Annotated in this window: 16 protein-coding genes and 1 riboswitch; of the genes, 6 read left to right on the forward strand and 10 right to left on the reverse strand. The window is 45.7% G+C overall.

The genetic code is table 11. The annotated features are described in order from the left end of the window. Window positions 1-137: 137 nt before the first annotated feature. The 4 genes from FIV04_RS14625 to FIV04_RS14640 all read left to right on the forward strand — a co-directional run bounded on the left by FIV04_RS14625 (window position 138) and on the right by FIV04_RS14640 (window position 2,558). On the forward strand, window positions 138-398 hold the full coding sequence (locus tag FIV04_RS14625; protein ID WP_032552258.1) for a DUF2282 domain-containing protein: 261 nt from the start codon (window positions 138-140) through the stop codon (window positions 396-398). 72 nt (window positions 399-470) lie between these two features. Beyond that, window positions 471-1,334, forward strand: a complete 864-nt coding sequence (locus FIV04_RS14630; RefSeq protein ID WP_152469462.1) for a DUF692 domain-containing protein — start codon at window positions 471-473, stop codon at window positions 1,332-1,334. After that, window positions 1,328-2,089: a DNA-binding domain-containing protein gene (locus tag FIV04_RS14635; protein WP_152469463.1), complete on the forward strand. Its 762-nt coding sequence runs from the start codon at window positions 1,328-1,330 to the stop codon at window positions 2,087-2,089. The genes FIV04_RS14630 and FIV04_RS14635 overlap by 7 nt, the downstream gene beginning before the upstream one ends. 10 nt (window positions 2,090-2,099) lie before the next feature. Next, the gene (locus tag FIV04_RS14640) at window positions 2,100-2,558 is read left to right on the forward strand and encodes a DoxX family protein (protein WP_032552255.1); all 459 of its coding nucleotides are present in this window, start codon (window positions 2,100-2,102) and stop codon (window positions 2,556-2,558) included. Window positions 2,559-2,628: 70 nt separating this feature from the next. Here the strand turns inward: FIV04_RS14640 and FIV04_RS14645 are convergent, their stop codons facing one another. Together FIV04_RS14645 and FIV04_RS14650 are read right to left on the reverse strand one after the other, a co-directional pair. Continuing rightward, entirely contained in the window at window positions 2,629-2,910 is a 282-nt protein-coding gene (locus FIV04_RS14645) for a hypothetical protein (protein ID WP_032552254.1), read from the reverse strand. Window positions 2,911-3,014: 104 nt separating this feature from the next. After that, window positions 3,015-4,160, reverse strand: a complete 1,146-nt coding sequence (locus tag FIV04_RS14650; protein ID WP_253895418.1) for a multidrug effflux MFS transporter — start codon at window positions 4,158-4,160, stop codon at window positions 3,015-3,017. 151 nt (window positions 4,161-4,311) lie between these two features. Between FIV04_RS14650 and FIV04_RS14655 the strand changes: the two genes are divergently transcribed. Beyond that, entirely contained in the window at window positions 4,312-5,253 is a 942-nt protein-coding gene (locus FIV04_RS14655; RefSeq protein WP_032552252.1) for a LysR substrate-binding domain-containing protein, read from the forward strand. A 204-nt stretch (window positions 5,254-5,457) separates the two neighbouring features. Next, on the forward strand, window positions 5,458-7,248 hold the full coding sequence (locus FIV04_RS14660) for an aminopeptidase P family protein (RefSeq protein ID WP_152469465.1): 1,791 nt from the start codon (window positions 5,458-5,460) through the stop codon (window positions 7,246-7,248). A 125-nt stretch (window positions 7,249-7,373) separates the two neighbouring features. On the opposite strand, the gene thiH is transcribed toward FIV04_RS14660, so the two are convergent. The 8 genes from thiH to FIV04_RS14700 all read right to left on the reverse strand — a co-directional run bounded on the left by thiH (window position 7,374) and on the right by FIV04_RS14700 (window position 15,836). After that, window positions 7,374-8,486, reverse strand: a complete 1,113-nt coding sequence (gene thiH, locus FIV04_RS14665) for a 2-iminoacetate synthase ThiH (protein WP_152469466.1) — start codon at window positions 8,484-8,486, stop codon at window positions 7,374-7,376. Window positions 8,487-8,506: 20 nt separating this feature from the next. Further along, window positions 8,507-9,274, reverse strand: coding sequence for a thiazole synthase (locus tag FIV04_RS14670; RefSeq protein WP_152469467.1), 768 nt, complete (start codon window positions 9,272-9,274; stop codon window positions 8,507-8,509). 4 nt (window positions 9,275-9,278) lie between these two features. Beyond that, the gene (gene thiS, locus FIV04_RS14675; protein WP_152469468.1) at window positions 9,279-9,533 is read right to left on the reverse strand and encodes a sulfur carrier protein ThiS; all 255 of its coding nucleotides are present in this window, start codon (window positions 9,531-9,533) and stop codon (window positions 9,279-9,281) included. Between the two features lie 35 nt (window positions 9,534-9,568). Next, entirely contained in the window at window positions 9,569-10,324 is a 756-nt protein-coding gene (thiF, locus tag FIV04_RS14680) for a thiazole biosynthesis adenylyltransferase ThiF (protein WP_152469469.1), read from the reverse strand. After that, window positions 10,311-11,696 carry a thiamine phosphate synthase gene (locus FIV04_RS14685; protein ID WP_152469470.1) on the reverse strand — a complete coding sequence of 462 codons (1,386 nt, stop codon included), beginning with the start codon at window positions 11,694-11,696 and terminating at the stop codon, window positions 10,311-10,313. The genes thiF and FIV04_RS14685 overlap by 14 nt, the downstream gene beginning before the upstream one ends. Next, on the reverse strand, window positions 11,696-13,636 hold the full coding sequence (gene thiC / locus FIV04_RS14690; RefSeq protein ID WP_152469471.1) for a phosphomethylpyrimidine synthase ThiC: 1,941 nt from the start codon (window positions 13,634-13,636) through the stop codon (window positions 11,696-11,698). Before thiC ends, FIV04_RS14685 begins: the two co-directional genes overlap by 1 nt. A gap of 158 nt (window positions 13,637-13,794) precedes the next feature. Further along, window positions 13,795-13,893: riboswitch (TPP riboswitch) on the reverse strand. A 66-nt stretch (window positions 13,894-13,959) separates the two neighbouring features. Beyond that, the gene (gene crcB, locus FIV04_RS14695) at window positions 13,960-14,343 is read right to left on the reverse strand and encodes a fluoride efflux transporter CrcB (RefSeq protein WP_032552243.1); all 384 of its coding nucleotides are present in this window, start codon (window positions 14,341-14,343) and stop codon (window positions 13,960-13,962) included. A gap of 110 nt (window positions 14,344-14,453) precedes the next feature. Beyond that, window positions 14,454-15,836: a multicopper oxidase family protein gene (locus FIV04_RS14700; RefSeq protein WP_152469472.1), complete on the reverse strand. Its 1,383-nt coding sequence runs from the start codon at window positions 15,834-15,836 to the stop codon at window positions 14,454-14,456. Between the last annotated feature and the right edge of the window lie 46 nt (window positions 15,837-15,882).

The raw sequence follows: 15,882 nt of genomic DNA on the forward strand, positions 1-15,882 counted from the left end.
CGATATATCATTTATTTCTATAAATCTTCAGTTCTTTTGAAATTATTTCTTAGTTCTTCCTATCCTTTTTACTAAGCAAGTTAACAAAACCTTAACCTGCTCAATGTAAATAACAATTAAGTCTAGAGGGAATGACTATGAAAAATTCTAATCTTGCTGTAACTGCTGCAATCACAAGTGTACTAGCGTTTGGTGGTACTGTTCTAACTTCGGCTCCTGCAGAAGCGGCAGCGAAAGAAAAGTGTTATGGCGTGTCTAAAGCTGGTCAAAATGACTGTGCGACTAAAACAAGCTCATGTGCTGGTACAGCAAAAGAAGATAACCAAAGCGATGCATTCGTTGTCGTACCTAAAGGGCTTTGTGGCAAGCTTACTGGCGGTAGCACTCAATCTTCATAATACCCGCTATAAACCAGGTGAGCATGCCTATCAGCTCACCTGGATTGTTCCACCCACCTAAGGAGAATACCTGTGGCTCATCCTCTACACCCGCTGGCAGGCGTGGGTTTAAGAACACCTCACTTAGATTATTTTGGCCACAACTCTAATAAGGTCGACTGGTTAGAGATCCACAGTGAGAATTACTTCTCCCCACATGCAAAAGCAACTGAACAACTCAGAGCAATTCGACAAGACCATGAGATTAGCTGCCACGGCGTAGGTTTATCACTGGGTTCTGTGGAGCGTATCAGTCAGGAGCACTTATTCCAGCTCAAACGCCTAATTAGCGACATTCAGCCGTTTTTAGTATCAGACCATCTAAGTTGGAGCCAAACCGGTGGTCATCATTTCAATGACCTATTGCCACTGCCTTATACCCAAGAAGCACTCGATGTCTTTTGTCGCAATGTATTAGAGGTTCAGGATGCTCTGCAAAGGCCACTACTTGTTGAAAACCCTTCGAGCTACCTCGCATTCAAACACTCGACAATTCCAGAGTGGCAGTTCCTAGCAGAAGTTCAGAAACGCACTGAGTGCCGATTGTTGCTCGACTTCAATAATATTTTTGTTTCTTCGTTCAATCATCAATTCAGTTGTGATGACTACCTCGAGGGAATTCCGGCCGATGCAGTGGACGAGATCCACCTTGCTGGTTTTACTAAGAAGCAGCTAGAAGATGGTGAGATATGGATAGACACCCACAGTAAGCCTGTTTGTGATGAAGTGTGGCAACTGTACACACAATGGCTTATGACTCACGGCGCGCGGCATACATTGATCGAATGGGACTTAGATATCCCAGAGCCAGAGGTGTTGCTTAATGAAGCTGAAAAAGCCAGCTACCTACTGCATCAATATCAAAATGCAGAGTCATTACGAGGCCAAGCATCATGAGTTCCTTAGCTGAAATACAACAAGCATTTGGTGATGCACTCCGTTATCAAGGTGAAGATTCACTGTGTCAGGTCGTTAGCGATCACTTCTCAGATAGCCAGAGGCTACAAATCTATCGTAACAACTTCGTAATTGGCGTTAGTGATGTACTTGTGGCTACCTATCCTCTTGCCCAAGCCTTAGTTGGTGAAGAGTGTTTCGCCCAATTGGCACGTCATCATGTGCTTAGTACGCCACCTCAATCGGGTGATATAACAGAATACGGGGAAGGCTTTGATGAGGTCGTTAAGCACTTTCCAGCGGTTGTCGAAGCCGCTCCTTACCTGGCAAATATGATTCAGTACGAGTGGCACAAAGATGCGCTAATGCGTGCCGAACCAAAGCCCGTGACGACAGAGCAATATCCACTGGCTGCTCTCTCTGCAATTCCAGAGCATCAGCATGCTGAGTTGGTGTTTCACTTGCTTCCAGACATTGTCTTGCTCAACTTCGATTATCAAGTGCTGACTTTAGAACAAGCCATCATCAATAACCAACTCGACGGACTCAATATCGCCCAACCGGAATTTGCTGTCTTACAGAAAATAAATAACCATACCTTGGAGCCTCATATCGTGACGTCAAAAGTCTTCCAGCTTCTGCAAGCCTTCCAAGCCCAACAAATGCTCGCTGATATCGACCCAACGCTGCTAGCCCATCTTAACGATGTCTTGGCGCTCAATATCATCTCTGGATTTTCTATTAGCGGCGAATAGGAGAAATAAAATGGATAACAACACCGTGACCAACATGATGGCTCAATACGATAGCCTCGTTGATAAGTTCCAGGCCCTGTTTGTGCCAGCGTTACTGCTGTTTTGTCGCTTATGGGTTGCTTGGGTTTTCTTTAATTCCGGGCTGACCAAGATTGCCACTTGGGATAGCACTCTGTTTCTGTTCGAGCTTGAGTATCAAGTCCCGCTCATTCCATGGGAAATGGCGGCCTACATGGGTACCGCTGCAGAGTTGATTCTTCCAGTGTTTATTGCATTAGGCTTGTTAAGTCGACCTATGGCGGTTGTCTTATTCGCCTTCAACGTAATTGCAGTCGTCTCTTACCCAGTGCTTTGGGACCAAGGTTTCTACGACCACCAACTGTGGGGTCTGATGATACTGATTGTGATTGTTTGGGGTGCGGGTCCATTCTCATTAGACCATATCCTAAAACGACAATTCCGAGGCTAACCATTGCCCCTCAAGATCAAAAAAACCACTCATTCGAGTGGTTTTTTATTTACCAAGTAACATCACATCATTACTTGTTCAGAAATGCCTGTAGATCTTCTGCAGAAATGCCTTGCTCTACCATCTCTTTTGCTAACAGTTGAACTTGTTCACCTTTACGGTCTTCAATCACACTCTGAAATTGGAACACAATATCGCGTAGTGTGTTAATTGGAACCTGCTTTGCAGCGCTGCGAATACGCTCACCACTTTGGTTACCAAGCTCGTTCAGCAATTTTCCAAACATGACCTTTTCAGGAGCGTCTTCCATTTGTTCTAAGACGCGTGCCATTTCGTAGGTTGTTAATGACATTACAGTATTATCCGTTGTGATACTCACATTTTAATGAGCGATAAATATACCATGTTTTAACGATGGAAAAACTGTCCATCTGTATAATTTGTCATCCAATTGACTTACGCCTGCTTAAGGACGCCATGCCACGATTTTCCAGCCTTACCAAACAGTACAAATAGTGCTGGAACAATCAGGAACATCTGCAATGCAATCATCACTTGTGGTTCCAATTGCAGTCGCTGCATAGTACCCACCAACAACCCGGAACCACTCATCTGGAACAGGCCTAATAGCGCAGCAGCCGTACCCGCTCGGTCACCAAATGGCTCTAGTGCTTTACCAGCAGATGCGCCAAGAATCCATGCAAAACCAACTGAAGATAAGAAAATTGGGAACATAAACGCTAATGCTGTTGCCTGGTTCGCCAGTACCAACATCAGTGCGCCTGCTAAGCCCAACAGAAGAACACCAACTACCAATGTCTTGTAGGTACCAAAGCGATCCATGAACTTAGGAGCTGTGAATGCCGCAATGATATTGAATACTGCATTAATACCAAACCAGAAAGTAAACTCGTTCATGCTCAAGCCTAGGTTTTCCATCAACACCACTGGCGCAGATGTTACGTAAGCTAAGATTACAGCCATTGCCATCAAGCACAACGAAGCATGGAAGATAAACGATGGCGTCTTAAGTACTGACCAGTAACGCTCAAACTTAAATACCGCAACCTTCTCTGTCGCTGGATTGGTCTCTTTCATCTGGAAGAACAGAATAGCGCCGACAATCACAGCAAAGCCAGCCATAAAGCTGAAATTGGATCGCCAGCCAAACTCTTGAGTTAGCCAGCTACCTAAAATAGGCGCTAACGCTGGAATAAAACAGATAGCACCGTTTAGGTAGCTGATCATCTTGCCACTTTTTTCAGGACCAAATAGATCGCGAACTGTTGCGAACGCAGCAACGGATGTTGCACACGCTCCTAATCCTTGAAGCAGTCGAGCCATCAACATCATATCAATAGATTGAGCGGCCCACGCCAAGCAAGCGCTCACTGCATAGATGCTGATACCACCAAGGGCAACAGTTCGGCGACCTAATTTGTCCGCAAGGGGGCCGGCAAACAACTGGCCAACACCCATCGCGAATAGGAACCAGGTAATGGTGTCTTGAGCTAATGCATGTTCCACGTGGAACGTCTCTGAGATTTGAGGTAAAGCTGGTAAGTAGATATCGATAGCCAACGGGCTAAATAGAACAAGCATTGCCAATAATGCTACTTGCAACTTACTCGGGGATGAATGCACAGACACGCGATTTTCCTGGTTGATAAATGATGATGGGAATCATAACCAACTAAAGATATGAACAAAAATGGCTTATACTCATTACCATTATTCCCATATGGAAAATCTCATGAATCTTGAAAAATTGTCTCGAATTGACCTCAATTTGCTAGTTTGTTTGCAGGTTCTCCTTGAAGAGCTCAGTGTCACCCGCACCGCTCATCGGCTGTGTTTAAGCCAATCAGCCGTCAGTAAATCACTGGCAAAGTTAAGAGAGCAATTCGACGATCCGCTCTTTACACGTAGTGCTCATGGTTTGCGTCCAACGCCCAAAGCAGTGTTCTTAAAGCCGCGCTTGGAAAACCTTATTAACCAACTTGAAGTGCTGACACAACCGGAAACTTTCACGCCTTACAATAGCGATCACAGCTTCCATATTGCCGCCGTTGAGAGTGTCTACCCGCTTATCCTGCCGCACTTTCTGCCAGCGATTTTCCAGCAAGCGCCACACGTCAACATCAATACTCACGCCTGGTCAGAGCAAACCTTTAAAAAGCTTCAGCTTGGTGAACTCGATATCGGCTTAACCGGTAAAGACATCGATATTAATGACGCGCGGCTCACCATGCTGCCACCCGATGATATCTGTGAGCAAGAGATCTACCGAGATGCTCAGATGTGTGTTTTAAGGCGCAACCACCCAGCCCTTGAACACAATTGGGACTTGGAGACCTACTTGGCCCAAAGACACGTTCAAGTAAGGTGTGATGGTAACGACCGCTGGTTGCTTGACTATAAACTTGCGGACATTGGTCGACAGCGCGATATCGCTATCTCAGTTCCCGATTTCAACAGTGCAGCTAGCTTGTGTACTTACACCGATTTTGTATTCACTGCTCCAAGCCATTTTACTTATCTTGTTGCAAAACAGATGGATCTCGTCGTGGTCCCCCTGCCCCTAGAGTTTCCCCCGATGGCATACACTCTGTTCTGGCATAGAGACAGAGAGAATGACCCAGCACTAACTTGGTTGCGAGATATCATCAAAGAAAAAACCCTACACCTTAGATAAAAATGACGTACGCCGTTTGCTCTCTTGCGATAAAATGAGTAGCTTAACTGTCGATAGTCCTTTTTGGCTCATCTATGGCCAGTTGTATTCCAGCTCAATTGAAATATCGACCTTGTTCAGTTGACCCATGTCTTACTGTAAGCAGATGGATACAGCGTCCACACCTGAGCATCAAGGAGCGGTAATTTGAAGGAATAAACACAGATGCATAACGATACTCAAAGCCGCGTGAATGCAATTCGCGAATGGCTAGCACAACACAATATTGATGCCCTACTTGTCCCACACGAAGACGAGTACTTGGGTGAATACGTACCGGCTCACAATGAGCGCCTACATTGGCTAACAGGCTTTACTGGTTCAGCGGGCGCTGCTGTTATCACCAAAGACAAAGCTGCAATGTTTGTCGATGGTCGCTACACGGTACAAGTGACAAAACAGGTACCTGCCGAACTTTTCGAATATCGTCACCTGATTGAAGAGCCTGCTCTTGACTGGATCAAAGAACAGCTTGCTCAAGGTGCATCTGTTGCTATCGACCCTCGAATGCACAACTCAGCATGGCTAGATGTTGCACAAGCTAAACTAGCTGGTGACATCGAACTTAAGATCTTAGAAAGCAACCCTATCGATGAATTGTGGAGCGACCGCCCTGCACCTGTTGTTTCTGACATACGCTTAATGCCAACAGACGCTGTTGGTCAATCAAGTGAAAGCAAGCGTAAAGAGATCGCAGAGCTTATGAAAAAAGGGGGAGCTGATAGCGCAGTTATTACAGCTCTAGATTCTATCTGTTGGTTGCTCAATGTTCGTGGCTTAGATGTATCACGCTTGCCTGTTCTGCTTTCTCACGCAATTCTGCATGCTGATTCTAGCGTTGAGTTCTTCTTAGACCCAGCACGCATCCCAGCTGAATTCGCTGCGCATGTTGGAGCGGATGTTACTGTTCACCACCCAGAAGCACTTCAATCTCGTTTAGAAGTTCTAACAGGCAAAAACGTTCTTGTGGACCCAGCAACCAGCAATGCTTGGTTTAAGCTAGTGTTACAAAACTCAGGCGCGAATGTAGTCAGCAAAGCTGATCCATGTCTAATGCCAAAAGCAGCAAAAAATGCTGTAGAAATCGCGGGTATGAAAGCATGTCATGTTCGCGACGGTGTTGCTATGACTCAGTTCTTATGTTGGTTGGATGCAGAAGTTGCTGCAGGTAACCTACACGATGAAGCAACGCTATCTGACAAGTTAGAGGCTTTCCGTCAGCAAGATCCAACACTGATGGACCTAAGCTTTGATACTATTTCTGCAGCCGGTGGTAACGCAGCAATGTGTCACTACAACCATGAGAATCAACCAGAGCCAGGTAAGCTTGAGCTTAATACCCTTTACCTTGTCGATTCGGGCGGTCAGTACCTAGATGGTACAACAGATATCACTCGTACCATTGCGATCGGCCAACCATCACAAGAGATGATCAAGCAGTTCACCTTGGCACTGAAGGGTCATATTGGTGTTGCTCGTGCTCGTTTCCCGAAAGGCACTCGTGGTTATCAGATCGATACCCTAGCTCGTCAGCACCTTTGGGCTGAAGGCTACGACTACGATCACGGCACAGGTCACGGCGTAGGTCACTTCCTAAGTGTTCATGAAGGCCCAGCGAGCATTTCTAAGAAGCAAATTGATGTACCGCTAACCGAAGGTATGGTGCTATCTAATGAGCCTGGTTACTACCGAGCGGATGCCTTTGGTATCCGTATCGAGAACCTAGAGCTTGTGGTTGAAACACCAACTCAAGGTGACTTCCCTGTTCTGTCATTTGAATCACTAACACGTTGTCCAATCGACAAGCGCAACATCAATGTCGATATGCTAACGCGTCCGGAACTAGCATGGCTAAACGACTACCATCAGAAAGTGTGGGATGACATCAGTCCGTTAGTTGATGGTGATGTGAAAGAGTGGCTACGTGCAGCGACTCTGCCAGTAGCACACTCATAAACAGCTAACACCACTGTTGCTAAATATATAAAAAGGCTCTCCATCCGAGAGCCTTTTGTTTTGGGTAACCTAGCAAATTTTGTTTGTTCTGATTTATGTTTCACGTGAAACACTATCTGCATTGATTAACCAGAATAAGCTGAATGCCAATCTCGCCACACAGGGTCAAAACCCTTCGCACGGATCATATCCTCTACCGATGCCGCACTGCGCTCATCACTGATCTCAAACTGTTCCAGCTCAACATCGTCCATCGCGTAGCCCCCAGGTTGAGTTTTCGATGCGGCAGACATTGAAGTAATACCAAGAGGCAATACGTTATCTCTAAACACTGGCGACTCTCGTGTCGATAACGATAGTTCAACTTCCGGGTTCAACAAACGATAAGCGCAAATCAACTGAACTAGCTGCTTATCCGTCATCACTGACTTAGGCTGTAAGGCCCCTTCACAAGGACGCAAGCGCGGGAATGAGATCGAATAACGCGTTTGCCAATACGTTCGCTCAAGGTAATCCAAATGTGCCGCAACATAAAAACAGTCAGTGCGCCACTCCTCCAACCCTATCAAAGCTCCGATGCCAATTTTATCGATACCCGCTTTGGCCAGACGATCAGGTGTATCAAGGCGATATTCAAAGTCGGTTTTGTTACCACGCAAATGGTGTTCGCCATAGGTAGATGGATGATAGGTTTCTTGGTAAACCATCACAGCATCGAGACCTAGAGTTTTAAGCTCTGCATATTGGTCTTGGTCGAGAGGCTGCACTTCCATCGCAAGGTAGTTAAACTGCTCCTTAATCATCGGAACCATTTCACGGAAGTATTTCATCCCTACTTTGGTTTCATGCTCTCCGGTTACCAATAACACACTATCAAACTTCATCGCCTTGATAGCATCGATTTCAGCAGACACCTCATCACGGTCTAGTGTCTTGCGCTTTATGCGGTTCTCCATCGAAAAGCCACAATAAGTGCATGCATTCGCACATAAGTTCGACAGGTACAATGGTATGTACAAAGACATGGTATTACCAAAGCGCTTGCGCGTAAGTGAATACGACAGCTGAGCCATCTGCTCGAGATAAGGCTCCGCAGCAGGAGAAATCAAAGACTTAAAATCCTCTAAGTCACGCTTGGGTTTATTCAAAGCACGTTCAACATCACTCGCTGTTTTGGAATAAATCGACATCGAAATATCATCCCAGTTAAGCTTGTTAAACTGGTCCACGAAACTCATGGTTAATCCTCGTCAATTTGTTAAAGCTCATCTAAGAATGAAGTTAGCGGACTCGAAGCCACTGCGTGCGATACCTTGCCAGCCAAACCGGCCTCATACGCCATTCGACCAGATTCAACAGCTAGCTTAAATGCTTTTGCCATAGCAACCGGATTTCTCGATGCTGCGATAGCCGTATTGACGAGTACCGCATCTGCGCCCATCTCCATCGCGCGAGCAGCATGCGAAGGAGCTCCGATACCAGCATCAACAACAACCGGTACCTTTGCTTGGTCGATTATAATCTCCAAGAAGTCATGAGATACAATCCCCTTGTTTGAGCCGATTGGCGCTCCTAGTGGCATCACCGCTGCACAACCCACCTCTTCGAGTCGCTTACACAACACAGGATCGGCATGACAGTAAGGCAGAACAATAAACCCTTCGCGAACCAATTGCTCAGCAGCAGCGAGTGTTTCGATAGGATCTGGCATTAAGTATTTTGGGTCAGGGTGAATCTCTAGCTTCAACCAATTGGTTCCCAATGCCTCTCGCGCAAGCTGCGCAGCAAACACCGCGTCTTTGGCATTTTTGGCACCTGAAGTGTTTGGCAGTAAACTAACTCCAGCTTCAACCAAGGGTTTTAAGATGTCGTCTTGCTGGTCGTTTACATCTACACGCTTAAGGGCCATAGTCGCGAGTTGAGAACCTGACGCTTGTATCGCTTCAGCCATTAAGTGACTATTGGAGAACTTTCCAGTTCCGGTAAATAGTCTTGATTCAAACTTCTTATCTCCGATATGCAGCATCTCATTACCCCCCTGCTATTGCTTGAAACAGAGAGATACTATCTCCCTCACTAAGTAACGTGCTACCCCATTCACCACGAGGTATCACCGTATTATTGATAGCGAAAACACACCCCATTTCGGGTAACTCAAATTGATGAATGATTTTCTGTAGATCGCTCTGATTAATTATTTGCTGAGGCTGTTCGTTAATGACGATTGTTATCATCTCACTGCTTTCACTTTCGCCTTCAAGGTTTGCTCGTTCTAATATTGTCATTGCTCTTAATTCTCTTTATAACCTGTAACCCAGTGCTAACTGCAAACCTGACAGCTGCTATCTTTTGTTATTGCTAGCTTCTGCCATTGCATTTTCAAACCATCAAATAGGTGCAGTTCGTTTGCTTTGACGTGAAATTTGCCTGTCGCAAGTTTTTGAATAGCGGCCAGTGCTTGGTAGTTACCCATAGTCCCAACCACCGGACCTACAACACCAGATTCGCTGCACTTCTGTGTCTGTTTGAGTTCATCAAATGGATACAAGCATCGATAACAAGCGGCTGATTGTTGTGACTCTTGGTGGTCAAATACAGCGAACTGTCCCTGCCATCCAATAGCAGCAGCAGAAACAAGCGGGGTGCTTTGCTCAAAGCAGGTTTGGTTTATCAATTGCCTTGTCGGCATGTTGTCACTACAGTCCAAGACCACATCAGCCAACATAACCTCAAGTGAAAGCTGACTGGGTTCTAAACGCTTATTGATAGTACGTACTTGCACCATAGGATTGAGTTCCGCTAATTGCTTTGCTGTTGCACTGGTCTTAGGCGTGCCTAGGTCTTGTTCACGATATATGACTTGCCTTTGTAAGTTACTGCTCTCAACAATGTCATCATCCACAATCACGAGTTTTCCGACACCTGCGGCAGCCAAATACAAACAAACGGCACTGCCTAGCCCTCCACAACCAATTACCAAAACATGAGATTGGCCTAGCTGTGCCTGCCCATTCTCACCCACTTCAGGTAATGACACCTGACGCTGATAACGCAGGAACTGTTTATCGTTCAGCACAGGCTATCCTCGGTTCACTCTGATTGTGTTTGGAAATCACTTCTTGCTGCGCGCCCATTAGGCTGGCAAAGAAGTTAATCACCGACTGTGGGTCGCTCGCTAAGGTAATTGCACGAACGACAGCAAGGCTCGATACCCCACACGCCCAAACTTGGTCAGCATTGCTTTGGTCAATACCGCCGATTGCAACGGTTGGAAAGCCTAATTGTTGCTTGGTGCTCTCTCCAGTGATGCCATATGGAATGGTATCGATAAGCTTCTGATACAGAGCTAAGCGAACTAACCCTTGTGGCTTAGAAGGCATCTCTTTGGTGGTCGTTGGGAAGATATGGCCTAAGGCGATGTAGCTTGGATGAATCTGCACGATTCGTAGCAATTCATAATAACCATGCGTAGACAAACCAAGGCGTACTCCAGCTTTACTTAACTGCGCTAGGTTTGATTCCTCGATATCTTCTTGGCCAAGGTGAACACCATAAGCACCATGCTTAATTGCCAGTTTCCAGTAATCATTAATGAAGACTTGCGCATCGTATTGACGCCCCAATTCGATCGCTTTCTTCACTTGTTGCTCGAGGTCTGCTTGTTGTGGGTTCTTAATCCGAAGCTGAATTGTATTGATACCCATAGGTAAGAGACGTTGAATCCACGATACATCATCAACAACCGGATACAGACCTAGGCTAGGTTTGGTCAGTGTGGCAAAACTAACGCTTTCACCTTGAGCAGACCAGCCAACTTGAATACCTAAACGCTCATCTTCAAGAACAGGGGTTGGAAAAGCACTAAACTCAAATGCCCATGCCTTAGCAACATGATTTGAAGATATTGTACGAGTATTAAAAGCCGATGTTTCACGTGAAACATCCCCTGCCGGAGACATCATCGCGCGTGCTAGAGTTAACGCATCCTCGATCGGAAAATCGAGTATCGATAGAGTCACGAACCAAGCCAAATGCAATTCTGGATACAAATGCTTGGCTAGGTGTGGATCAACCGAAAGTGCTCTAACTTCATTATTTATAGGGTGACGCCAGATATCTAATTGACTGGAATTCTGAGCATCTCTCGAGTCTCTATCTGGAATACCAATGAATATGTCGGTTGACTCCTGATGACGACACTCTCCAACACTCAGCCTAGAATGATAGTAGAGCGTGTAATCTAAGGCGCTAGAAGCCTCAACATCAGAGACAATGTCAGTTGAAAAGCTAGTAGTGTGTTGGTCATGAATGAGCTGTATCGATTGAGTTGGGCTCACACCCAACTCAACGTTTTCGATAGTAAAACCCTGCTCTTTCGCCAACAACAAACATTGCTGAACTAAGCCAGTTAGCTCAATCAATGATGACGGAATAAGGATTTTGTTCATTAATCGGCAACCTCTGCACTAGCGGCTGGATGATAGAGCTCAGACCCTGTTTCACGGAACTCTTGCGATTTTTGACGCATCCCCTCTAATGGGTCATCCAGCATCTTGATCGATATCGCTTGGTCAGCAGCAACCTGCTCTGTATCTTTGGCATATTCGCGTACCTCTTGCGAGATCTTCATCGAACAGAATTTAGGTCCACACATAGAGCAGAAATGGGCAACCTTACCTGACTCTTGTGGCAAGGTCTCATCATGGAAAGCTCGCGCCGTTTCAGGATCGAGAGAAAGGTTGAATTGGTCTTCCCAACGGAACTCAAAGCGCGCTTTTGACAAAGCGTTATCACGTACTTGTGCACCTGGGTGGCCTTTAGCGAGATCACCAGCATGAGCAGCAAGCTTATAGGTAATCAGACCGGTTTTAACGTCTTCTTTATTTGGTAAACCAAGATGCTCTTTTGGTGTCACATAACAGAGCATGGCACAGCCGTACCAACCAATCATGGCGGCACCAATACCCGAGGTAATATGGTCATATCCTGGTGCAATATCTGTCGTCAATGGACCTAGAGTATAAAACGGCGCTTCATGGCAGTGCTCTAACTGCTCGTCCATGTTCTCTTTGATCATATGCATTGGTACATGGCCCGGCCCTTCAATGATTACCTGAACATCATATTCCCAAGCGATCTTGGTCAGCTCACCCAACGTGCGAAGTTCAGCAAATTGAGCTTCATCATTAGCATCAGCAACTGAACCCGGACGCAAGCCATCACCTAGCGATAGAGCAACATCGTACTTAGCACAGATCTCACAGATCTCTCTGAAGTTGGTGTATAGGAAGCTTTCTTTATGATGAGCCAAGCACCATTTAGCGATGATTGAACCGCCTCGCGAGACGATACCCGTTACGCGCTTGGCAGTCATAGGTACGTAACGAAGTAATAAACCAGCATGAATCGTAAAGTAGTCAACACCCTGCTCAGCTTGTTCAATCAGAGTATCTCGCATCACTTCCCAGTTTAGATTCTCAGCAACACCATTAACCTTCTCTAGTGCTTGATACATAGGAACCGTACCGATCGGCACTGGGCTATTACGCAGTATCCATTCGCGCGTCTCATGAATATTTCGTCCAGTAGAGAGATCCATTACGGTATCGCCACCCCAGCGAGTTGCCCATACTAGCTTCTCAACCTCTTCCTCAATAGAAGATGACACGGAAGAGTTACCGATGTTTGCATTGACCTTTATCAGGAAGTTTCGACCAATAATCATTGGCTCAGATTCTGGGTGATTAATATTGGAAGGGATAATTGCGCGGCCTTCAGCGACCTCTTTACGAACGAATTCAGGAGTGATGTCTTTAGGCAGATTAGCCCCAAAGCTCTGTCCTGGATGTTGCTGAGTTAATACTTCATCACGGTACTGAGCTCTGCCCATGTTCTCACGCAGAGCAATGTATTCCATTTCTGGAGTAATGATGCCCTGACGAGCATAATGCATTTGAGTTACACACTGACCATCTTTAGCACGTCGAATACGTGGTAGATTGCCGTAGCGAAGCTCATCTAAGGTCTCATCTTCTAGGCGTTCTTTGGTGTAAACCGAACTCACATCATCAAGTAGTTCAGTATCAGCTCGTTCTTCAATCCAACCCTCTCGGAGCTTCGGTAAGCCATTGTAAAGATCGATTTCGTGTTCTGGGTCAGTGTACACACCCGAAGTGTCATAAACGCGAATAGGCTCATTAGGCTCAAAGATTGGCGCCTCTTTGGTGCCACCTATTAGGCTATCGGCTAAAGAGATCTCGCGCATAGGGACACGAATATCGGCACGAGAGCCTTCTACGTAAACCTTGGTTGAATTTGGGTACGGCTGTACCGAGAGAGTTTCTATAAACTGTTTTGCTTCCAGTCTCGCTTGCTTGCGATTCGACATAGCATTTTTCCTTGCTTCGTTATTCTAGATAATAAATTCGGATAAAAATGCTTGGCGGAAAGATGCGACAAGAGGAGCTGAGCATAGACATACCTAAGGCAGGTAAAAACGGTCTATTGCTTAGCTTATTGATAGGTCTGCTAGAGAGAATTCCAGCAAGGATATCTTCTCTTGTTCCCTTCGCAGGTATTAACCTGATCAGGTTCAACGGATCCCGAATGAACGGTCTCAGCCTTATGGCACTCCGACAAGTGAATTCAGTATATAAAATCGGCTTGGTTAAACCAAGCCGACCTGTGTGATTTAAATACGAATCTGGAAAACTAACTCTTAATTAGCAACTGAAAGCCAATCCAAGCTGCCGAAATACTCAATACCACATTCAAAAGAACATTGAGTCCCATCTTAAAAAAAGCGCCCTGCTGCATCAATAACACGTTATCCATAGAGAAAGTGGAGAACGTTGTTAATGCACCTAGAAAGCCTAACCCAATGATCTGACGCCACGGTTCAGTTGCTAGCATCTCATTTTCGAATGCAGCGATCAGCAGACCCATAATAAATGAACCGACGACATTTACCGTCAGGGTGCCGTATGGAAAACCACGCCCTAGTAGCACGACACACAACTCAGATATTAGGTAACGAGAACACGCACCAAATGCACCGCCAATGGCAATAAACCCCAAAATTGAAAACTGACCCATAATTCCCCCACATAAGACTTAAGGATATTCTAGCCTCACTCGATTTTTTTTCGAGATAATTTAGTGAATAAATTACTTGGATAAACTTTAAGATTAAAAAGTTACAGGAGTCACTTTACCTCAATGTAACCCATTAAACCTGTCTTCATATGTTCAATGACATGGCAGTGATACATCCAACGGCCTGGGTTATCAGCAACAAACGCTGCCTTAGCGCTGCCATTCTTACCAAGCAGAACAGTATCTGTATGGAATGGCTCTTCGACTTTTTTCCCATCCAATTCAAGTACGGTAAAGGTATGACCATGAATATGGATCGGGTGGTGATACTGAGTCACGTTCTTGAGATCGAAAATGTATGTCTTTCCTAACTCTAACGTCGCAAGTGGCTCAGGAATATTATCCTTACTCATCCCTTCCCATGCGCGCTTGTTCGTCAGCCAGAATTTAGGCATCGACTTGCCATCTTTTCCTGTCGGACTGATCGCTCCTTCCCACTCAAACAGAAAATCGATTTCAGTGGCATTCTCGAGGTCTAGATTAGGAACCGGGTTGAGTGGTAAAGAAGGTAATGTCTGCTCAGATGGTAAGTTCGAGTCCACGACTTCTAATGAACATAATGAAAATGGAAAACGTCCTTTCATCTGCAAGACATTTATAGTGGTACCTTTAGTCGGAGCCACAAATCCAATATCCACTCGCATTCCCGGACCAATCTTATGTTGTGTCAATCGATAAGGCGTTTTGACAGGGTTGCCATCGATAGCAATAACCCAAGCCTCCACACCCTCTACCGCAATAGGATAGGTAATCGTATTGTCGACATTAGCGATTCGCAGGCGTGTTGTGGCATGTTGCTTAATTTGGTAGTTCGGCTCATGAACACCATTCACACTACTCCACTCCCCAGGGGTGCCCATACGAGCACTCATTCGTGGGATCATCAGGTCCTTCCACTGCCCTTGCTTATCAAGATGCCAATGTTTAAGCATCAGTGGTAACTCTTCATCAAAAGCAACGGGCTGAGACTCTTCAACAATGATCAGCCCTACTAACCCCATTCCTAACTGTTTAACGCTATTCATATGTGGGTGATACCAGAAGGTGCCCGCATCTGGTGGAATAAACTCATAAACAAAGGTCTCTCCAGGCATGATTGGAGGCTGACTTAGGAACGGCACGCCATCCATTTCGATCGGGATTCGTAAGCCGTGCCAGTGGATTGTGGTTGGCTCTGCGAGCTTATTGGTAAAACGGATAACAACCTTCTCACCTTGACGGCAGCGAATGGTAGGTGCTGGTATTTGCCCATCAAAGCCGAGTACTTTAGTCGTATACCCTGGAACGAGCTCAGCTGTTGCAGGCTCTGCCGTCAGGTCGTATACGTATCGTCCTTTTTCATCGACAGATTGAGTAACACTACAAGCAGGCAAGATTGATAGCGCTGATATAGCAATAGAAGACTTAATAAACTGACGACGAGAAATATCCATACTGTTTTACTCTTAAATTAACCTGCGCAAAATGTAACAGATTATT

The sequence above is a fragment of the Vibrio sp. THAF190c genome (assembly GCF_009363355.1).
In the GTDB taxonomy this organism is placed as follows: Bacteria; Pseudomonadota; Gammaproteobacteria; order Enterobacterales; family Vibrionaceae; genus Vibrio; species Vibrio fortis_A.